22 protein-coding genes are annotated in these 18,937 nt (G+C 43.8%); 7 read left to right on the top strand and 15 right to left on the bottom strand.

Annotated elements, in window-relative coordinates; translation table 11 throughout:
• Nucleotides 1-14: 14 nt before the first annotated feature.
• Together A3CY_RS0113015 and A3CY_RS0113010 are read right to left on the bottom strand one after the other, a co-directional pair.
• The gene (locus A3CY_RS0113015; protein WP_018338364.1) at nucleotides 15-1,070 is read right to left on the bottom strand and encodes a glycosyltransferase family 9 protein; all 1,056 of its coding nucleotides are present in this window, start codon (nucleotides 1,068-1,070) and stop codon (nucleotides 15-17) included.
• On the bottom strand, nucleotides 1,061-1,681 hold the full coding sequence (locus tag A3CY_RS0113010; protein ID WP_026207638.1) for a DUF4254 domain-containing protein: 621 nt from the start codon (nucleotides 1,679-1,681) through the stop codon (nucleotides 1,061-1,063). The genes A3CY_RS0113015 and A3CY_RS0113010 overlap by 10 nt, the downstream gene beginning before the upstream one ends.
• Before the next feature lie 405 nt (nucleotides 1,682-2,086).
• On the opposite strand from A3CY_RS0113010, the gene A3CY_RS0113005 reads away from it, so the two are divergent.
• The 3 genes from A3CY_RS0113005 to A3CY_RS0112995 all read left to right on the top strand — a co-directional run bounded on the left by A3CY_RS0113005 (nucleotide 2,087) and on the right by A3CY_RS0112995 (nucleotide 5,000).
• Nucleotides 2,087-3,142: a pyridoxal phosphate-dependent aminotransferase gene (locus tag A3CY_RS0113005; RefSeq protein WP_018338362.1), complete on the top strand. Its 1,056-nt coding sequence runs from the start codon at nucleotides 2,087-2,089 to the stop codon at nucleotides 3,140-3,142.
• 71 nt (nucleotides 3,143-3,213) lie between these two features.
• Complete coding sequence (locus tag A3CY_RS0113000; RefSeq protein WP_018338361.1) at nucleotides 3,214-3,948, top strand: phosphocholine cytidylyltransferase family protein; 735 nt, start codon at nucleotides 3,214-3,216, stop codon at nucleotides 3,946-3,948.
• Nucleotides 3,948-5,000 carry a CDP-glycerol glycerophosphotransferase family protein gene (locus A3CY_RS0112995; RefSeq protein WP_018338360.1) on the top strand — a complete coding sequence of 351 codons (1,053 nt, stop codon included), beginning with the start codon at nucleotides 3,948-3,950 and terminating at the stop codon, nucleotides 4,998-5,000. Before A3CY_RS0113000 ends, A3CY_RS0112995 begins: the two co-directional genes overlap by 1 nt.
• A 3-nt stretch (nucleotides 5,001-5,003) precedes the next feature.
• Here A3CY_RS0112995 and A3CY_RS0112990 read toward each other — a convergent pair whose 3' ends face one another.
• From A3CY_RS0112990 to A3CY_RS0112945, 10 genes are all read right to left on the bottom strand, one after another.
• The gene (locus A3CY_RS0112990; RefSeq protein ID WP_018338359.1) at nucleotides 5,004-5,768 is read right to left on the bottom strand and encodes a hypothetical protein; all 765 of its coding nucleotides are present in this window, start codon (nucleotides 5,766-5,768) and stop codon (nucleotides 5,004-5,006) included.
• Nucleotides 5,765-6,253 carry a dihydrofolate reductase gene (locus tag A3CY_RS0112985; RefSeq protein WP_018338358.1) on the bottom strand — a complete coding sequence of 163 codons (489 nt, stop codon included), beginning with the start codon at nucleotides 6,251-6,253 and terminating at the stop codon, nucleotides 5,765-5,767. The genes A3CY_RS0112990 and A3CY_RS0112985 overlap by 4 nt, the downstream gene beginning before the upstream one ends.
• A gap of 91 nt (nucleotides 6,254-6,344) precedes the next feature.
• Nucleotides 6,345-7,139, bottom strand: a complete 795-nt coding sequence (locus A3CY_RS0112980; RefSeq protein ID WP_026207637.1) for a thymidylate synthase — start codon at nucleotides 7,137-7,139, stop codon at nucleotides 6,345-6,347.
• A 170-nt stretch (nucleotides 7,140-7,309) separates the two neighbouring features.
• Nucleotides 7,310-7,957 (bottom strand): O-methyltransferase, encoded by a 648-nt coding sequence (locus A3CY_RS0112975; RefSeq protein WP_018338356.1) that lies wholly within the window; start codon nucleotides 7,955-7,957, stop codon nucleotides 7,310-7,312.
• A gap of 8 nt (nucleotides 7,958-7,965) precedes the next feature.
• On the bottom strand, nucleotides 7,966-9,183 hold the full coding sequence (locus A3CY_RS0112970; protein WP_018338355.1) for a M16 family metallopeptidase: 1,218 nt from the start codon (nucleotides 9,181-9,183) through the stop codon (nucleotides 7,966-7,968).
• A gap of 1 nt (nucleotide 9,184) precedes the next feature.
• Nucleotides 9,185-10,225: a DUF4097 family beta strand repeat-containing protein gene (locus A3CY_RS0112965; RefSeq protein WP_018338354.1), complete on the bottom strand. Its 1,041-nt coding sequence runs from the start codon at nucleotides 10,223-10,225 to the stop codon at nucleotides 9,185-9,187.
• Between the two features lie 13 nt (nucleotides 10,226-10,238).
• Nucleotides 10,239-10,790, bottom strand: a complete 552-nt coding sequence (locus tag A3CY_RS0112960; protein ID WP_018338353.1) for a DUF4924 family protein — start codon at nucleotides 10,788-10,790, stop codon at nucleotides 10,239-10,241.
• Nucleotides 10,791-10,882: 92 nt separating this feature from the next.
• Nucleotides 10,883-11,254: an RNA-binding S4 domain-containing protein gene (locus A3CY_RS0112955; RefSeq protein ID WP_018338352.1), complete on the bottom strand. Its 372-nt coding sequence runs from the start codon at nucleotides 11,252-11,254 to the stop codon at nucleotides 10,883-10,885.
• A 62-nt stretch (nucleotides 11,255-11,316) separates the two neighbouring features.
• Entirely contained in the window at nucleotides 11,317-11,886 is a 570-nt protein-coding gene (pth, locus tag A3CY_RS0112950) for an aminoacyl-tRNA hydrolase (protein WP_018338351.1), read from the bottom strand.
• A gap of 19 nt (nucleotides 11,887-11,905) precedes the next feature.
• Nucleotides 11,906-12,475: a 50S ribosomal protein L25/general stress protein Ctc gene (locus tag A3CY_RS0112945; RefSeq protein ID WP_018338350.1), complete on the bottom strand. Its 570-nt coding sequence runs from the start codon at nucleotides 12,473-12,475 to the stop codon at nucleotides 11,906-11,908.
• A gap of 379 nt (nucleotides 12,476-12,854) precedes the next feature.
• Between A3CY_RS0112945 and A3CY_RS22545 the strand changes: the two genes are divergently transcribed.
• Nucleotides 12,855-13,025 (top strand): DUF362 domain-containing protein, encoded by a 171-nt coding sequence (locus tag A3CY_RS22545; RefSeq protein WP_071595998.1) that lies wholly within the window; start codon nucleotides 12,855-12,857, stop codon nucleotides 13,023-13,025.
• Nucleotides 13,026-13,075: 50 nt separating this feature from the next.
• Here the strand turns inward: A3CY_RS22545 and A3CY_RS0112935 are convergent, their stop codons facing one another.
• Nucleotides 13,076-13,609: a 5-formyltetrahydrofolate cyclo-ligase gene (locus A3CY_RS0112935; protein ID WP_018338348.1), complete on the bottom strand. Its 534-nt coding sequence runs from the start codon at nucleotides 13,607-13,609 to the stop codon at nucleotides 13,076-13,078.
• 141 nt (nucleotides 13,610-13,750) lie between these two features.
• On the opposite strand from A3CY_RS0112935, the gene A3CY_RS0112930 reads away from it, so the two are divergent.
• Nucleotides 13,751-15,331, top strand: coding sequence for an NAD+ synthase (locus A3CY_RS0112930; protein WP_018338347.1), 1,581 nt, complete (start codon nucleotides 13,751-13,753; stop codon nucleotides 15,329-15,331).
• A gap of 21 nt (nucleotides 15,332-15,352) precedes the next feature.
• Complete coding sequence (locus tag A3CY_RS0112925) at nucleotides 15,353-16,072, top strand: Crp/Fnr family transcriptional regulator (RefSeq protein ID WP_018338346.1); 720 nt, start codon at nucleotides 15,353-15,355, stop codon at nucleotides 16,070-16,072.
• A 3-nt stretch (nucleotides 16,073-16,075) separates the two neighbouring features.
• Here A3CY_RS0112925 and A3CY_RS0112920 read toward each other — a convergent pair whose 3' ends face one another.
• A complete protein-coding gene (locus A3CY_RS0112920; RefSeq protein ID WP_018338345.1) occupies nucleotides 16,076-16,531 on the bottom strand; it encodes a regulatory protein RecX in 456 nt (151 codons plus the stop codon).
• A gap of 30 nt (nucleotides 16,532-16,561) precedes the next feature.
• On the bottom strand, nucleotides 16,562-17,407 hold the full coding sequence (gene prmC / locus A3CY_RS0112915) for a peptide chain release factor N(5)-glutamine methyltransferase (RefSeq protein WP_240388161.1): 846 nt from the start codon (nucleotides 17,405-17,407) through the stop codon (nucleotides 16,562-16,564).
• 50 nt (nucleotides 17,408-17,457) lie between these two features.
• Here prmC and cls point away from each other — a divergent pair, with 50 nt between their 5' ends.
• Nucleotides 17,458-18,927 (top strand): cardiolipin synthase, encoded by a 1,470-nt coding sequence (gene cls, locus A3CY_RS0112910; RefSeq protein ID WP_018338343.1) that lies wholly within the window; start codon nucleotides 17,458-17,460, stop codon nucleotides 18,925-18,927.
• Nucleotides 18,928-18,937 lie beyond the last annotated feature (10 nt).

Below are 18,937 nucleotides of genomic sequence, written 5' to 3'. Positions count from 1 at the left end.
GAATAATACGGTATCTACGTACTCTTCTTGATTTTTCTCAACATCCCGTCCAGCCGATCCCACACCTGCTCCACGGTAAGGCGATCAAACATTTCCCCATCCAACAACATTCCTCTTTCCGCCTCGGGAATAAAATCCAACGGGCTTATACCTTGATAACGTTCATCACGAGAAGGCAACCACTTTTGCTTGTTCACCCAAGGCGGGTATATCGCCAAGCCGGGAATCCCGCAAGCCTGTGCCATATGACGGGGACCACCCTCGTTTCCGAAAAAGAAATCTGACAGAGAGAGCATTGCAACTAACTTCCGCAACGAATCAGCTTCCACATTCACGAAAATATGTTTATCTCCCTCCATCTCGTCATACAAGGCTAATGCTTCAGCTTTTTCTTCCTTTGAATAATTAAAGATCAATTGCGCATTATACTTCCATACCAAGCGGGACAACACTTCTTTCATTTTTTGAATGTCCCACTTCTTATCAACCACACGGGTAAAAGGAGTACACAACACTACCAACCGAGAGAAATCAATCCCTCGTTCAACCATGTATCTTCTAAAACCATACCTCTCCTCATCAGTCACCTGAAGTTTGAAATCAGTCTCGTACACGATCTGTCCCTCCCGTTCCAGGGGTTTTACCAACAATAAATTACGGGAAACCTCGTCCAATTCCTCATATTGCTGATTCCTAACCCGATAATTATGAAAGAAAAGATTGTAGTATTTTCGGGTACCAATACGGTATTTCGTGCCCAAGGAAAAAATACTAAACCATAATGTCTTCAGAGTCGAACGCGTATCAACAATCACATCATAGCGTTCCTTGCGCATCAATCGATACACTTTCGCCAAGTAAGTAAAAAAATGATTATTCTCCCGGTCAGAAAACGTAATTACCCGATCGACATCTGGGTGATCCCGGAACAAAGGTTCAATAGATTCATTCACGACATAGTGAATCTCCGCGTCAGGAAAACTCTTTCGAATCGTACTGCAAATCACGACAGACAACACGGCATCCCCTACTCGACGAAAACGAATCACTAAAACCTTTTTTACTGGCATCCTAATTTTTCCTTTCTATATAAAACCGGATTCAAGTTCGGATCATTATACATTTTCATCTGCTTATAGACTCTCATGTATTTTCTTCCCGCCTCGATATCCTCTAAAAACTGATTAATGGCAACGATCAAATCATGTTTCTGTTCCAATAAAACGTACAACTTCATTTCACATTTCCTCACGTGCTCTTGGGTAACATTCACTCGCCTCACTTCCTGCTCCATGTGATATATCTTCAAGCACAAAATTGACAACCGGTCTAATGCCCAAGCCGGACTCTCCGTGTTTATCGTGGCATGAGGCAATATCTTCACCTCCTTGAATCTATCCCAGAAATAATCATCTATCAACTCAACCACATCCGTGCGCCACTGGTTCGATTCGTCTATCCGGCGTTTGATTTGTAAAGCATACCCAGGCTCAATGTCCGGGTCACGTACAATATCCTCCAAGTGCCACTGAACAGCATCTATCCAGTTCTTTTGAAACAGATAATATTCAATCGATCCATATTCATATGGATTTTCAGCCTCAACCTCCGTGTTATCCGTCACGTGATAACACGCTGTCGCCTTCTCAAAAATTTGATAACTCAATTCTGCAAATAACATGTGTCCCGTTCTCAATTGCTTGTTATATTTACAAATATAACAAAAAGTATTCCAATTTTCACTCCATTCACGATAAAAACGAAAATAAGCTATTTTCAAGAAACATCACTGATCACGCCAAGAAACGTATCACGAGGAAGAAAGGAATATTTACTGATATACAATCGTAAACAGAATATATTTTTTACCTTTGCAAAAAGATTTTAAAGGAATGGTTGCCTTTATACAACTGTGCGGAGAGATAATTACACCTATATCAATAAACGATCGTTTATTGATATCGTGTAAAGATACAAGATGTAACAAACAGCCATTTTCATAAAACACTAGAAATGAGAAAGCTGATAAAAAGGCAATAAACCATTAGAACGAATAATTTGTAATAAAAAGAGATACAAAAAAACGATGGAAAAAAGAGTTGCATACCTGGACCGTAACGAGTATAACTATGGTCCTGCGCCGGAGATCGGCGAAGTTCTTAAAAACTTTGATCCTAACAAATTATGCTTCTACACCCGGATCTACGACGAGGGTAAAAAAAGTATATTATCCGATTATATATCTGAATTGTACGGAATCCCGGAGAAACAAGTAATCTTAGGTTACGGGGGAGAGGACATTCTGAAACAAGTCGTTCACTGCTTTTTAGCTGGAGGCGCAAAACAGAAAACGTTACTTATCCCAAAATTCTCGTGGTGGTACTACAAATCCATCGCCGACGAGGTAAACGGGAGAACCATCTTCTATCCCCTGTTCGAGGAGGGGAATACCTTCAAGTATGATATCCAAAGCATTCGTGAATCGGTAGAAAAAGAGAAACCGGAAATGGTGCTTATGGCATCCCCTAATAACCCGACAGGCAATTCGCTGACAAAAGAAGAATTGCACGAGATACTCTCTTTTATCCCCCGGGAAACAGTTATCGTGATCGACGAGGCTTACGCTTCATTCGCGAACAAAGATACCAGTTACATCAAACCCTTGATTGAAGAATTCCCGAATCTCCTAATCATCCGCACGTTATCCAAATTCTACGGATTACCGGGCTTACGTCTTGGATTCGCGTTCATGGGTGCCGATTTATCTACATTCCTGAATTATAGCACGAAATACCTCGGTTACAACCGGATCACGGAAGAAATCGGGATTGCCGTGTTCAAAGCCAGCGATTATTACCAAAACATCGCCGACTTGATGGCACAGGACAGAGAACTGTACATGAAGGAATTGAGCGGACTCGACGGGTTTAAAGTATATAAATCGGATGCCAACTTCATCCTGGTAAAATACCCGATTGCCATGAAAGCCAAACTTCAAGAAGCTCTTAAAGCCAAGGGATTAATCGTCAAATTCATGAACGAAGAAGACATCAACACGCATATGCGTATCACCTTGGGTACACAGAAGCAAAATCGACTAGTCATTGACACGATCAAAGAAGTTGCGCAAAATTTTAAATAGAACTTTCCGGTTCCGTCTTTTTATATAAAGGCGGAACCGATCAAGTTAAAAGCCAAATCTAAAATCGACATATGAAAGCTGTTATCCTTGCCGCAGGAATCGCCTCCCGTCTACGTCCCCTCACGAATGACCACCCAAAATGCCTGCTAAAAATAGGTAATCGTTCCCTACTGGAAAGAACCATTGATGGTCTGTTAATAAACGGGATAGATGAAATCGTGATCGTCACGGGCTACCTGAAAGAAATGATCGAAGATTTTGTCCGTGCGACTTACCCGAACCTTTCCGTGAAATTCATATATAACGAGGTTTACGCGTCCACGAACAACATCTACTCGTTGTGGTTGGCAAAACCGGAAGTATTACACGAGAAAGAAATCATCCTTTTGGATAGTGACATCCTGTTCGATCCTCTCATGATCAAAATCCTGCAAGATGCCCCGTACAGCAATTGCCTGGCTTTGGACGGTCACAAGTTAGGAGAGGAAGAAATTAAAGTCATCGTGAACGAGAAAAACCAAATCACGGAGATCAGCAAGACTTGTTCCATCGATAAAGCCATCGGCGAATCTATCGGTATCGAGAAGATATCAAACACGTACCTGTCTGCACTTTACGATGAATTGGGGCAAATGATCCTGCGCGAGGGGTTGGATAACGTGTTTTACGAACTCGCTTTTGAACGCCTGATTTCTCAAGGACACTATTTTTACCCCGTGGACACGAGCAATTATTTTTCCATGGAACTTGATACCGTGGAAGATTTTCAAGATGCTATCAATAGAATACCTAAACATTTACAATAATGCGAATCGTACTATTTTGTGAACAGAAATACGCCATTAACATTCTACAACCGATAGAAGAAGAGGCAAATAAAGAAGGCGGACACACGATCTTATGGTATGTCCGAGAACAAAATATTCCGAAATTTCCGCTAAAGGATGAAGTAAAATGGACAAACAGCATTCAAGATATCTATGATTTTTCTCCAGAGGCAATCTTTGTCCCTTGTAACATTGTCCCCTATTATTTGCCGGGAGTGAAAATACAGATATTCCACGGTTACGCAACTGAAAAGAAAGACCATTGGGTGATCCGTCGATACTTTGACACCTATTTCACTCAAGGTCCATTGTTCACGAAAGGATTTAAAGCCCTAGCTCAAAAATACAAGGATTTTGAAGTTGTAGAAACAGGTTGGCCTCGCCAAGATTGGATTTACAACAATCTACATACTTTCAATGCGGAAAAAAAAGCGCTACTAGAGAAACATGGTAAAAGCAAACTCGTACTGTATGCCCCCACCTTTTCGCCTTCCCTTACCTCCCTGCCCTTCATCAAAGAAGGACTGGTAAAACTGGCAAAAGAAAAAGATGTACTATTCATTCTGAAATTCCATCCCTTGACGAAAGCCGAATGGATGCAGGAATACAAAGAATTGGCGGCACAACACGACAATATACTTTGGATAGAAGACCACAACATCACGAAATATCAAATTATGGCTGATGTGATGATCAGCGATACTTCCTCCACCGTCTACGAGTTCCTGTTACTAGACAAACCGGTTATCACTTACAAGACCATCGCCAAAGACATCTATTGGCTTGACATACAAAACCCAGAGGAACTACCCGAGGCATTTGAAAAAGCACAACACGATGAAGAATACATCGCTCAACGGAAATGGATTATCGACAATTACGATCCTTATCTTGACGGTAAAGTTGCCCATCGGATGCTGGACGCTGCCAGGGATTATATCGCACGTCACGGAGTACCCGCAAAACGGAAAGTAAACCTTTGGCGTAAATACACGAGTATCAAGAAATTCGGAAAGATCAACAAGAAGTAAAATTTAGAGTGACCTCAATAAATACTTTTTTGACTTTTTCTTCTTTTCCTTACGGCGGCGTACCCGTTCGTCATGGTCATGCGTCCACTCTTTTAGCAAGCGAGTCATTTCCGCAGAATCCGAATTCGTCAACCGGGCGTATTCATCCGCAATAATATCAATCATGTCGTCCGTAGCGTTTAACCGACAGAAATTTTTCAACCCGACCAATGGCGGTATCGATATGAATTTTACTCGGTTTAAATCAACTAGGCTAAATTCGACCCCCTTCTCTGTTCGCTTTATCAATGTATTGCCCGGGGAATGGTCTACGAAATAGATGGATTGTGAATGGAAATAATGCGTGAAGCGAGTAAATTCCCGCAATATGAACTCCAAATCGGCAGGACGCTTCTCCCTCAAATCCCGAAATAAATAATCGTAATCAACTTGCTGTGAAATATAATAACTCCGGGTTACACCCCATACGTTCCTAAACACAATATAAGCCACAGGTTCAGGCGTTCCGATGCCCTTCTCTCGGAATAAATTAGCATACTCGAAAGACCGTAAAGCTTTGCCTTTCCGGATGTACGCGTAAGCGAATTGGTTCACCACGTTTGGTTTCTTGAAAGATTTCACGTTCACACGCAATCCTTCCACATCCAATATTTTAATCACGTTCCGATTATCCTCGATTACTTTCCCCTCCTCTTCAAATCGGTGGGGAATATCCAAGATTGCGTTTTCCAGCGACTTATATTTCGGGTTAATCCGGTAATCTATCATTTTATCCGTTCGTAATTGATAAACGTGTAATCACATTCATTTTTCTCGTCCGCCTGATGTTCTTCCCGAAGCACCTCTTTCCATTTCTTCGGATCAACGGGAGGAATCACTGTATCTCCCTCGCATTCCTGATGCACAACGGTAAGATACAATCTATCGGCTTTATCCCACAACTCCTTGTAGATCGTTCCGCCCCCGGTCACGAATACCTCATCTTCCCCCTTCGTCAACTCCAACGCTTCCTCCACTCCACGAACAACCTCACATCCCTCTGCCTTATAAACCGGATTCCGAGAGATCACGATATTTCTCCGGTTAGGTAATGCTTTTCCCACGGACTCGTAGGTCTTACGCCCCATCAAAATCGTATGTCCTGTCGTCAACGCTTTAAAACGTTTCAAATCAGCAGACAACCTCCATACCAAACCATTGTCCCGTCCAATAACATTATTCTCCGCCGCTGCTACTATAATTGATAAAACCATGTTTCAATTTTAGATTTTGTGATTTTAGATTTCTCCACACAAGCTCTCGCTTATGCCGTAATTAATTTCATGTTCAATTCTGCATTTTCAATTAAACAGATATTGCCCCCTTTATATGCGGGTGCGGGTCGTAATCCTGCAATTCGAAATCCTCGTACTTAAAATCAAAGATACTTTTCACCTCCGGATTGATTATCATACGGGGTAAACGTCGAGGCTCACGGGTCAATTGCAGTTTTACCTGTTCGATATGATTCAGATAAATATGGGTATCGCCTAAGGTATGCACGAATTCTCCAGGCTTCAAACCACACACCTGAGCCATCATCAAGGTCAACAAAGCATAGGAAGCAATGTTGAAAGGAACCCCGAGGAAAGTATCGGCACTCCGTTGATAAAGCTGGCAGGACAGTTTACCGTTTGCCACGTAGAATTGAAATAACGCATGACAAGGCGGCAATGCCATATTCTCGATGTCCCCGGCATTCCAAGCACTCACGATCAGTCGTCGGGAATCGGGAGAATGCTTGATTCCCTCCACCACTTGCGTAATCTGATCCAAGAAAGTACCGTCAGCCTTTGGCCACGAACGCCATTGATAACCATAGATATGCCCCAAATCCCCATTCTCATCAGCCCATTCATTCCAAATTCTCACACCATGATCTTGCAAATACTTCACGTTCGTGTCGCCTTGCAAAAACCACAACAACTCGTATATAATAGACTTTAGGTGCAATTTTTTCGTGGTCAGCAAAGGAAAGCCCTCTTCCAGGTTAAAACGCATCTGATGCCCGAACACGTTCATCGTACCGGTACCCGTGCGATCTTCCTTTACCGTTCCTTCTTTCAATATTCTATCCAATAAATCTAAATACTGCTTCATAATAATTGAAAATTGAAAATTGAAAATTGAAAATGTGATTCCCAAGATTCAACCAAATGATTGAACAAAGATAGCGTTTAATTTTAGATTTTAGATTTTAGATTTTAGATTTCCATTGGACAAGCCTGATCTTATTTTGAGGTTTTATGCTTTTCAACTGGAAATCACTTTTAGGTTTTAACTTTCCTTATCATCATCAGACCATGCCGCACGGGAAGCAATACATTTTCCACGCGGGAATCGGCTTGCACCATATCATTGAATTCCAAAATTCCTTGGGTCTGGGCATCCAGCTTCACGTTAGGGTCTGCTACTTTACCATCCCACAACACGTCGTCGGCAATAATCATTCCTCCCGCTCGTACCTTATCAAACACTAAATGATAATATTTAGAATACTCCCTTTTATCCGCATCGATAAACACCAGATCAAACACTTCATCCAAACGGGGGATAATCTCGCAAGCATCCCCAACATGAAACACGATATGTTCCTCTAAACCGCTTTTCTCTATAAATCCCCGGGTAAAATCCTCCAATTCGTCATTCACATCAATCGTATGCACCACGCCTCCTTCCGCCAAACCGGATGCCATAGATATTGCCGCGTACCCCGTATACGTCCCGATTTCCAAAACCCTTCGAGCTCCGATCATCTGGCATATCATTTTCAAGAATTGCCCTTGCAGGTTTCCCGACAACATTCTCGGACGCAACACTTGCAAATGAGTCGCTCGAGAAAGTTCTGCCAACACCTCGCTTTCCGGCTCGCTGTGCATCAATATATATTGCTCCAATTCCGGATTTAACTCCAGCATACTACCTCCTATTTGTATAATAATATCGATTGTTGCTCCAAATCAAACACATCCTTTGCCACCTTCAATAATAGCTCCGGAGTAATCTCATCCACTTGGGCGTAAATATCTTCCAAACTATCCACCTTGTCGTAAATCAAGAAACTCTTCCCGATAGACAACATCAGGTTCTCGTAATTCTCGGAAGAGATCGCCAGTTGACCAACCATCTGAGCCTTCGCCCGTTTCAATTGCACGGGCCCCAACTTCTCCTCGTATAAAGCTCTCATCTCCTTCTTGCACAAACTCAAACATAAATCCGTATGCTCCGAATCACACCCGAAATAAATCATGGAAATCCCCGTGTCCGAGTAAGGCGTATAGGAAGCCTCTATATTATAAGCCAGCCCGTAACGCTCCCGAATATTCAGGTTCAAACGGGTATTCATACCCGCCCCACCTAACAAATTTATCAGCAGCGACAAAGCCAGCCGGTTATCCTGCGTGTAATCATAAGCGATATTTCCTATGATACAATGACTTTGGTACGTGTCCTTATCTATCTCCACGAAACGAGGCGTATAGATTTCCGGCTTAATACGGGTCTGCAAAGGAGTCCCGCTCGCGTAACCGGAAAAATATTTCTCCACCAGTCTGACCAACTTATCAAAAGCAATATCCCCCACGGAACTGATGACCATGCGATTCGGGAAATAATTCCGTCTCACGAAGTCAAGTACCATTCCCCGTGATATTTGCCCCACTGAAGCCTCATCTCCCAGGATATTCCGTCCAATCGGATATCCCGAGTAAACCAATTCCTCAAAATCATCAAAAATCAATTCCCCGGGATTATCCTTGTACGAGTTGATCTCGTCCAACACGACATCTTTCTCCTTCTCGATCTCTTTCTCCGGGAATACGGAATGAAACACAATGTCAGCGAATAACTCCAACGCCCGCTCGTAATCTTTTGCCATAAACGTGGCGTACACGCACGTGTCTTCCTTCGTCGTGTAGGCATTCAATTCACCCCCCACGTCCTCCAGGCGACTCAATATATGATAGGCTTTTCGCTTCTCGGTTCCCTTGAATATCACGTGCTCAATGAAATGAGCCATGCCAAACTCCCCCGCCTGTTCATCCCGACTCCCCACGTTGACAATCAAGCCGCAATAAGCAGCTTTATTCGGAACATAATTATGGATCAAGCGCAATCCATTCGGAAATATGTGTGTTTGATACATTTTATTGAATAAAAAGGCTTCCTCCCGACAAATTCAAATTCACTTTCCCCGAATATTTCTTATCCCCGACAAAACCCGTCTCCAACACGGCATTCTTGTTGGTAGTAGGCTTCGCTTCCAAGGTTACTCCTTGTGGCAATTCCACTTTCATATTTTTATTCCGGTTGATCTCGAGAGCGTACCCGCATCCTTCCATGAAAGTCAGACCAACTTTTGTAGAAGAACCCTTCACTTCCACCGATGAGAACGAGATGTTTACATTCCGCACGTTCAATTCCCCCCAGCGCATATCCATCCACAACCTGTCCCCGACATCCTGCACCTCGTATTTCGTGTAAAAAGAATTCCCGGTCAAATTCTCAATCATCCCCAAGTAGCAAGTTCCCCCGGAAGTTTTTAACGTGAGGTTATCCGCCTCCATCAATTGCAGGCTGGTAGAATTACAATCCAATTTCATATCCGTACCCTCACCGATCTTCACCTTGCATGACTTGAATTCGCCATTAAACATGGCTACTTTCTCCACGTCAAACTCCCCCTTGGACTGCTTCATCGAAAATTCACCCCCTAACACTGTGTTTGCCTTGAAATTCCCGGACACGATCTCGACACTCAAATCTCCCGTGAAATCCGTCATAGAAACACCACCATCTGTACTCAACAGACGTACTTTCTTCCCCACGGGAACTTTTATATGGTAATCCACGCTAACCGTAACCCCGGAAAAAGTTTGCTTCAAGCTCATATCCTTTTTAAATACGGACTCCACGTTCAACGCCGAACCTCGTTCTTTAGCTGTTATAGCGATATATTCAAGTATTTCATCCACTTTGGCTTTATTCTTTGCTTCCACCCACACTGTAGCAGTAATGGCAAACTCCTCTCCCTCCTGCCGCACGTCAATATTTCCATACCGGTTAGATACGATCAATTCATTAAAGGAAGCCGCCGGAAAACTTTGCTTGAATTCCTTGGTACCTTCTTCCGCCCACAGGTTTAGGGCAAACAAAAATGCTATCGTGATCAATATTATTCTTTTCATCTCATTTCATGACTTAATCAAACATCTTTTCCTCGTTCTCTTCCATCGCTTTGTATCTTGCAGCCAGATAAGCAATCATCCGGCTAAACGATTCCATCGCCATCGCTGTCTGCGAATTTATCTCTTTTTTTTGTAATCTCAACATCAAATGACCGTAAAGTGCATGGAGTGCCAATTCAACATCAGACACCTCCTCCGGCAAATTCGTCTTCCGACGGTAATCCAGCAAGTTATTCGCAGCCATCATGAACAACTGCTTGTATTTCATATCCTGCGCCTCGTGCAACAAGTAAAAATGCAATTCGGTCAGCTCATTCACCATGTTTTTAATTACCTGCAAATGACCGCCTTTCACGACCTCCTCTTTTTTCATCATCTCGATCAGGTTGTCATACCATTCCCGAATCTCCTTCCGGGTATTCTCGTCTACCTGAAATCGACTGACTACATTCTGCTCCAACTGCTGAATATCCATCGCCATCGCCCTCAACATATCCTCCACTTGCCACATATACAAGATATATTCAGCTACATTACTCTTCCTTTTTTCTCGTGCAATCAACATACTAATTAAGTGATTTAATGATTGAGTGATTACGTGATTATGATCAAGCGAAACGAAATCACTAAATCGCAAATCACAGAATCTCTAAATTTTTAAAATTCTTTGAGTTTATCTATCAACCTGCGATCTCGTTTGGTCGGTCTGCCCGTACCTCTATCCCGCGATTCAAATTGTGCATAAACACCTCGCAGGATGTCCAATTTCTCCTGGGGCGTAACTTCTTCCACGAAATCAACCGCCAATTGTGCAGACATCCGCTTATCCGTCACCTGCTTCACCATGTATTCCCGTTCGATCGGGGGGACCCGTACCTTTACAACATCCCCGACTTTTACATCCCGGGAAGCTTTCACATGTGCATCGCCAATAGACACATGTCCCTTGCCGCAAGCTTCTGCTGCCAATGAGCGGGTTTTAAAAATCCGAACCGCCCACAACCATTTATCTATTCTAACCTTTTCCACGGTCTATACATTTTGAATTTATCCAAATTGTAAATTTAGAATTTAAAATCGTCAAACAGAAATCAAAATCGTAAATTATTAGACAAGCTCATCGTTTTATCCACCCCGATAAAAACAAAATTTCCAATCACCTCGCCACAATGCTTAAACATGACAGGCAACCGTTCTTCTTCCTCGCCCGTCCATTCACCCAACACGTAATCCACTTGGCTTCCCTTGGGGAAATCATTACCAATCCCAAAACGCAGACGGGCGTAATCCTGCGTTCCCAGCAATTGATTAATACTCTTCAACCCGTTATGCCCCCCGTCACTACCTTTACTTCTCAAGCGAATCGTTCCGAAAGGCAACGCCAAATCATCCACAACCACGAAAAGATTAGACAACTCGATTTTCTCCTTCTGAATCCAGTAACTCACGGCTTTCCCACTAAGATTCATGTACGTGCTAGGCTTCAACAAAATCAGAGTACGTCCTTTCAATTTCACCGTCGCCACAGCCCCGTAACGCATATCTTCAAAAACAGCATTGGACGCCTTCGCGAAGGCGTCCAACACTCTAAATCCGATGTTATGTCGTGTATTCTGGTATTCGGGACCAATGTTCCCTAATCCCACAATAAGATATTTCATCTCTCTATTTTTTCAATGATTATTGAGCGTTCTGCGCAGCTCTTGCAGCTCTTGTCAATTTCACTTGAGCAACAACAACACTCTTAGCGTTCATCAACTCAACACCTTCCATGTGAACATCTTGTACTTTAATAGATTTACCTACACCTAATGAAGTAACGTCGATAACGATTTCATCCGGCATATCTTTCGGAAGAGCTTTCACTTTCAATTTACGGCTAATCAACGCTAATTTACCTCCGGCTTGAACTCCGGCAGCGTGTCCAGTAGTCTTAACAGGAACCTCGATTACAACCGGCTTATCCTCTGCAGTCTGATAAAAATCGATGTGCAATACCTTATCCGTTACCGGGTGGAATTGAATATCTCTCATAACAGCGTCATAAGACTTGCCATCAAGGTCAAGATTCACAAGATACACGTTAGGAGTATAAAGAAGTTTCTTCAAATCCCGATCTTTCACTGCAAAATGAACGTTAGCCTCACCTCCGTAAAGAACACACGGAACTTTTTCTTCATTTCTTACTGCTTTAGTAGCTTTTTTACCTAAATCGCTTCTTACTTCTCCTTTTAAATTAAATACTTGCATATTACTAATATTGCTTGTGCTACTCAAACGCGGATTGATGCCCCGGGGTTCTGAGCCGTATCCGTGTTCCCATCACACGTTTTAAAATTCCCCCCGTACTACAATTGCGCCGCAAATGTATGAATTATTTCTCAAAATAGCAACCCTATCAACGATCGTTTATCCCGAATTTTCACACGGCATGAATCACGTAATCGCTCAACTGGAAATCTCTGACCCTCTCCACTTTAAACTCCAAATTCAGGACTTTAACCTTTCCTCTCTCCACTTTACAATGGGTATAAATAAGAAATAATAAGCCTTTTTATCTTGGAAAAAGTTTTTTGTTTCAATTATAGATTATATTTTTGCGGCATTATTAACAAAAAAATTTTTAGAAATGGCTTACGTAATATCTGATGATTGTATTTCTTGTGGAGCATGTGAATCAGAATGCCCGGTAGGAGCAATCTCTATGGGTGATGATCACTACCAAATCAATGCTGATGAATGTATCTCATGCGGGGCTTGCGCTGGCGTATGTCCTGTTGGAGCTCCTAAAGAAGCTTAATCATCATAAAAAAGGAAAATTAAGCTGCCTCCCCGCGAGGCAGCTTTTTTTTATCCGTGTATCACCAAATCCATCCGCACATCCAATTCATCGACAGGCACTTCCTCCACGAATTGGAAATCAAAACAAATTCCTACCTTTCGAGCTGCACGGGTCTCTTTCAAAATCTTATCGTAATACCCCCGTCCCCGTCCTAGCCGGTTACCTTGACCGTCAAAAGCAACACCCGGCACGACAATCATATCAATGGCATCGTAATCCGTGTACAACTCCCCCACGGGTTCCAGTATCCCGAAAGCCTCTCCCGGCTTCAAGGATTCCATCCCCTCGAACACCCGCAATTCAAGGACATCCCCTTTCACGCAAGGAAGTAAAATCTTTTTCTCGCCAGCCCATTTCACCACGTAATCATGGGTGAATACCTCGTCGTCCATCGACCAGTATATTAAAACGGTACGCGCTTCTTGGAAAAAGATATTCTGTTCCAATTCATGCCAAAGCGGGCGTGACATCTCCATCTTCTGCTCCAAAGAATATTGACTCTTCAGAGCCTTTATCTGTTTCCGTAACTCTTTTTTATCCATAATCCACAAAACTTCATGAATAACATTCCATTATTTTGTGCAAAATTCGTACTTTTGCGACAATTAACAAAGTGAGCTGCCAAAGAGTTATCATTTTAATTTACCAACAGTTTCCACAAGGAACATAACGTGCAGAATACTATGAAAATAGCGATACCTCAGATCAATTATCACATCGGCGACATTTCCAAAAACAGGGATCTTATCATTGCCGCCATACAAAAGGCAAAATCAAAAAAAGCCGATTTGGTTCTGTTTCCCGAACACGCCATATGCGGCGCATATCCCCAAGACCTGCTCGAGAAAGAGTATTTCGTGAATGAATGTCGCCTTGGTATAGAAAAGATCGCGAAACAATGTTCCGGTATCGCGGCACTCGTCGGCTGTCCCAACCTAGATATGGAAGACGGGGTGCTATACAACGCCATGTTCTTCATGTATGATGGGGAAGTACGGGGTGGCGTCAACAAAACCATCCTGAGCGACTACGATATTTTTGACGAAAGCCGTTATTTCATAGCGGAAGAATCGAATACCCCCTTGCGATACATGAATCAGAACATCCGTGTCCTTTTTGACGAATACGAATCAAACATGGTTGAAAAAACTGACACGCTGATTGTTCACGTGGGACCGACTCCCTTCACCACCGAAAGCTACAATTACCGCAAAGAAGTCTTTTCCTCCATCGCGCAAAAAGATAAATGCCCCGTGATCGCGTTAAATCACGTGGGAGCCAACAGCTCCATTATATTTGACGGCAACACGTTAGTTTTCAATAAAAAAGGGGCACTCGTACACAAAGGGGCTTCTTTCGGGGAAGACCTTGTATTCATCGACACCAATACACTGGAAAATGCAACCCCGATAAAAGAGAAACCTCAAGACCGGATAGCACTCATCCACGATGCGCTCATCCTGGGAATCAAGGATTTCTTCCGTAAAAACGGGTTCAGTAAAGCAGTCATGGGACTCTCCGGGGGCATTGATTCAGCCCTTGTTGCCGCACTGACAGCAGAAGCACTGGGAAAAGAAAACGTGTTGGGCATCCTGATGCCTTCCAGCTTTTCGACAGACCACTCCGTGAAAGATGCCATTGACCTGGCAACAAACTTGGGTATCGCCCACGAAACCCTCGCCATAAAAGAGATATACGAGACTTTCCTCTCTACCCTAAAGCCCGTCTTCAAAGACAGTCCCTTCAACGTGGCGGAAGAAAACCTGCAAGCCCGTATCCGGGGAGCACTCGTGATGTCAATTTCTAATAAATTCGGGCACATACTACTCAATACCTCGAACAAAAGCGAGGCGGCAGTTGGCTACGGCACCTTGTACGGGGATTTATGCGGTTCCCTCTCCGTGCTTGGCGACGTGTATAAAACCGAAGTTTACAAACTAAGCCGCTATATCAATCGGGAACGGGAACTCATCCCGGAGAACACGATCACGAAAGCCCCCTCGGCAGAACTTCGCCCGGGGCAAAAAGACCAGGACTCACTTCCCGATTATGACACGCTGGACGCTATCCTCAAATTGTACTTGGAAGACAATCAATCCAAACAAGATATTATCAAACAAGGATTTGCCCCAGAAATCGTGGAAAAGACACTCACGCTGGTAAACCGCAACGAGTACAAGCGGGCACAATGCCCCCCGATACTCAAAGTCAGCAAAAAAGCATTCGGAAGCGGACGTCGTATGCCACTCACTGCCAAATTGTAAACCATCTGACCCAAAAGAGCCATGAGAACAATAAAAGACAAAGAACTACATAACAAGTATTGTAACATCTGTATTGACAGCCCCAATTCTCTTTTTGCCAATCTCGACGAAAGCAGTAAGAGTATCATCCGTCAGACCTCCATCTGCAAGATGTACCGGAAAGGTGATCTGATATACGAAGAGGGTAACAAACCATTCGGGTTACTTTGTCTGATTACCGGTAAAGCCAAGATCATGAAAAAAGGGATCGCCGGCAGGGAACAAATCGTCCGTATGGCAAAACCCGTCGGCTTCATTGGTTACCGGGCTTTCTTCGCCGAAGAAAACCACATTGCCTCGGCAGAAGCCCTGGAAGATTCCATTGTCTGTATCATGAAAACCGAATTGGTATTCGGCATCGTGCGCAGTAACTCGGACGTCGCCATGAACGTCATTCGGGCTCTTGCCACCGACCTCGGTTTTTCCAACCGCCGTACCGTCACCCTTACCCAGAAACACATCCGCGGACGCTTGGCTGAAGCCCTGCTCGTGTTGAAAGACACTTACGGTTTCGAGGACGACAACATCACCTTGAAAATCTGCCTTTCCCGAGAAGACATCGCCAACTTGTCGAACATGACGACTTCCAACGCCATCCGTACGCTATCCAACTTTGCATCGGAAAGCATCTTGGAACTCTCCGGCAAGCAAATCAAGATTATAGATATGGATGCCCTGGAAAAGGTTAGTGAAATGGGATAATTTTTAGAAACGTTCTTTTTCCATACACCGGCTCACCGTTTCGTAATCAAAACCCCGGCTCAAGGCAAAACGTATAAGTTTAGCTTTCCGCTTGTAAGGATCTTCGTCTTTTATACTTTTATTCTTCTGTCGCAACAAGGCAAGGCAAGTAGCATCCGTATCCTCCTCGGGCAAAACGGCAAGCGCTTGCTTGATGATCGAATCGGGCATCTGCTTCCGGCGTAACATTTGGGCGATCTTCAGTTTACCCCAACGATTGAAACGGAATTTATCTCGTGCATACGCTTCGGCAAAACGGGCATCATCTAGGAAATGATGTTTCACCAGAAACGCCATAATCTCCGCAACATCCTCGTCCGATAACTCCCAACGCCGTAATTTAGCCTCCACGTCCGTACTACAACACTCTTTCTTACTGCATTGCCCCGCTACTATATTTAAAGCCTTTTTCGCGTCCACTTTATCAAATTTAGAATTTAAAATCTAACATCACTGAATCCATTTCGCCTTTACCATTCTATCCCTCTCGTGAATATCCTTTCGTAACTCCACCTCCCAATAGCCCATTCCCTCCAACAACTCCACCATCTCTCGCCCGAAAGCCTCGTTAATCTCGAAAAACAAAAGTCCCCCGGGCTTCAAGTGCAAACGCCCGAACTCAGCGATTACACGATAGAATACCAACGGGTCTTCATCCGTCACGAAAAGAGCCCGATGCGGCTCGTATCCCAGCACCCGTTCGTGCATCAATGCTTTTTCCGACTCCCGCACGTAAGGAGGATTGCTGACAATCACGTCAAAATCCGACCAATCCCATCTCTCGTGATACAAAATATCCCGCTCGAGAAAGTTCACCTCTACCCCGTTCGACCGGGCATTCTCCCCTGCCTGGCGAAGAGCTTCCGGTGAAACGTCCACCCCGTGCAACTCCAATCCGGGCACCATCTTCCCCAAAGCCACGATAATACACCCGCTCCCGGTTCCCACATCCAACACCCGCTCTCCCGCTTTCAATCCGCTTTCCGCCACCCACATCACCAACTCTTCCGTTTCGGGACGAGGAATCAAAGTATCGCTATTCAAGTGAAAATCAACACCTAAAAATTCAGTTTCTCCTAACACGTACTGCACCGGTCGGTCCTTTTTCAGTTCTGCCACCACCTCGACAAAATTATCTACAAACCTTTCGTCCAATAATTCGTGTTTTTTAAGATGTATTTCTATATTTGTACAATGCAACATCTTACAAAAAAGATGTGAACACAAATATTTAATTTCATGCTCATTGTAGGTATCTTTTAGCTCCTGTAATGCGTATTGCTGTAAACCGAACATTGTATTCATAAAACAAAGATACGGTTTAATTGAAAATTGAAAATTGAAAATTGAAAATTAATTTCGTGAACTGGACGAATATTACGATAGATGTTGTAACCGTTTTGTATGTAATCACCATTTTGGTAATTATCTACACGATCATACTGGAAAACAGGAATCCGGTACGTACTCTCGCATGGATACTTGTTCTCGTTCTCTTGCCGGGTATCGGGTTACTGTTCTATATTTATTTCGGCATGAACTACCGTAAAGTCAAGATGTTCTCCATGAAAGGATTGGGCGACTTCAAATGGCTTCAGTACATGAGTGAAGACCAAAAACAGCGTATCCAAAAAGCCGAATTATTGAAAAAAAGCGACATGGAAGCGGTGAAACCTTTAATGACACTCCTTCTCAACAATAGCAAAGCCCTTCTTTCCCGCAACAACACGGCAGAAGTACTGAACAACGGGGAAGAAACTTTCGGTTCTATTTTCAAGGCAATCGCCAAGGCAAAAAAATACATTCACCTCGAATACTATATCATAGACAAAGGAGAACTAGGAGAGAAACTGAAAAGCCTGTTAATTACCAAAGCGAAAGAAGGCGTGGAAGTCCGGGTAATCTTTGATGACGTGGGATCATGGAAACTACCCAAAAGCTATATTCGTGAAATGCGGGAAGCAGGAATCCAAGTCTACCCGTTTCTACCTGTTCGTTTTCCCGTGTTCACGAACAAGGCAAACTATCGCAACCACCGCAAAATCATCGTTATCGACGGGGACACCGGATTCATCGGCGGTCTGAACTTCGCCGACCGGTATTTATACGGGCTACCCGGCATCGGCATCTGGCGCGACACCCATCTAAAGGTAAGAGGAGAAGCAGTTACCTCACTGCAAGTTGTGTTCCTGATCGACTGGTACTTTGTCCGCCAGGAACTATTACTGGACAAAACCGAATACCTCCCGAACAAGAAAGCCGACGGCAACGTAGTTATCCAGACCGTGGCATCCGGTCCTGACAGCGATTGGACATCCATACAACAAGCTTATTTCACGCTTATCAACATGGCAAAGAAATACGTTTTTATCTCTACGCCTTATTTCATGCCGGGAGAAACCACCATCAACTCGCTGAAAACCGCCGCCATGAGTGGCGTGGACGTCCGCATCATGATCCCCTACAAATCGGACTCCCTGCTAACGTACTGGTGCACCCGTTCCTATATTGAAGAACTGCTAGAAGCAGGTGTTCGGGTATTCCAATATCGCAAAGGATTCAACCACAGCAAAGTGATCGTCATGGATGGTCTGGTATCCACCGTGGGAACCGCCAACATGGACATCCGCAGCTTCGAGCAGAATTTCGAAGTTAACCTCATCCTTTATGATCGCAACGTCAGCCGCAAACTGGGAGAAGACTTCCTGAACGACCTCAAAGAAAGCTCCGAAGTCACCCTCCACCGGTGGAAATTCCGCCCAAAGAGAGACAAAATCCGGGAATCCCTCGCCCGCCTCTTCGCCCCACTGCTCTAGGTTTTCAAGA

It is taken from the genome of Butyricimonas synergistica DSM 23225 (assembly GCF_000379665.1).
Classification (GTDB): domain Bacteria; phylum Bacteroidota; class Bacteroidia; order Bacteroidales; family Marinifilaceae; genus Butyricimonas; species Butyricimonas synergistica.
The sequence above is the reverse complement of the archived record's forward strand: the minus strand, read 5'-3'. Positions and strand labels throughout refer to the sequence as shown.

Excerpts from the sequence above, each read along its gene's own strand:
- A3CY_RS0112935 (WP_018338348.1), bottom strand. The coding sequence starts at position 13,609 with ATGGATAAAAAAGAGTTACGGAAACAGATAAAGGCTCTGAAGAGTCAA.
- A3CY_RS0112945 (WP_018338350.1), bottom strand. The coding sequence starts at position 12,475 with ATGCAAGTATTTAATTTAAAAGGAGAAGTAAGAAGCGATTTAGGTAAA.
- A3CY_RS0113015 (WP_018338364.1), bottom strand. The coding sequence starts at position 1,070 with ATGCCAGTAAAAAAGGTTTTAGTGATTCGTTTTCGTCGAGTAGGGGAT.
- A3CY_RS0112960 (WP_018338353.1), bottom strand. The coding sequence starts at position 10,790 with ATGTTGATTGCACGAGAAAAAAGGAAGAGTAATGTAGCTGAATATATC.
- pth (WP_018338351.1), bottom strand. The coding sequence starts at position 11,886 with ATGAAATATCTTATTGTGGGATTAGGGAACATTGGTCCCGAATACCAG.
- A3CY_RS0112965 (WP_018338354.1), bottom strand. The coding sequence starts at position 10,225 with ATGAAAAGAATAATATTGATCACGATAGCATTTTTGTTTGCCCTAAAC.
- A3CY_RS0112985 (WP_018338358.1), bottom strand. The coding sequence starts at position 6,253 with ATGGTTTTATCAATTATAGTAGCAGCGGCGGAGAATAATGTTATTGGA.
- A3CY_RS0112990 (WP_018338359.1), bottom strand. The coding sequence starts at position 5,768 with ATGATAGATTACCGGATTAACCCGAAATATAAGTCGCTGGAAAACGCA.
- A3CY_RS0113010 (WP_026207638.1), bottom strand. The coding sequence starts at position 1,681 with ATGTTATTTGCAGAATTGAGTTATCAAATTTTTGAGAAGGCGACAGCG.
- A3CY_RS0112995 (WP_018338360.1), top strand. The coding sequence starts at position 3,948 with ATGCGAATCGTACTATTTTGTGAACAGAAATACGCCATTAACATTCTA.
- A3CY_RS0113000 (WP_018338361.1), top strand. The coding sequence starts at position 3,214 with ATGAAAGCTGTTATCCTTGCCGCAGGAATCGCCTCCCGTCTACGTCCC.
- A3CY_RS0112980 (WP_026207637.1), bottom strand. The coding sequence starts at position 7,139 with ATGAAGCAGTATTTAGATTTATTGGATAGAATATTGAAAGAAGGAACG.
- prmC (WP_240388161.1), bottom strand. The coding sequence starts at position 17,407 with ATGTTCGGTTTACAGCAATACGCATTACAGGAGCTAAAAGATACCTAC.
- A3CY_RS0112975 (WP_018338356.1), bottom strand. The coding sequence starts at position 7,957 with ATGCTGGAGTTAAATCCGGAATTGGAGCAATATATATTGATGCACAGC.
- A3CY_RS0112925 (WP_018338346.1), top strand. The coding sequence starts at position 15,353 with ATGAGAACAATAAAAGACAAAGAACTACATAACAAGTATTGTAACATC.
- A3CY_RS0112930 (WP_018338347.1), top strand. The coding sequence starts at position 13,751 with ATGAAAATAGCGATACCTCAGATCAATTATCACATCGGCGACATTTCC.
- A3CY_RS22545 (WP_071595998.1), top strand. The coding sequence starts at position 12,855 with ATGGCTTACGTAATATCTGATGATTGTATTTCTTGTGGAGCATGTGAA.
- A3CY_RS0113005 (WP_018338362.1), top strand. The coding sequence starts at position 2,087 with ATGGAAAAAAGAGTTGCATACCTGGACCGTAACGAGTATAACTATGGT.
- A3CY_RS0112970 (WP_018338355.1), bottom strand. The coding sequence starts at position 9,183 with ATGTATCAAACACACATATTTCCGAATGGATTGCGCTTGATCCATAAT.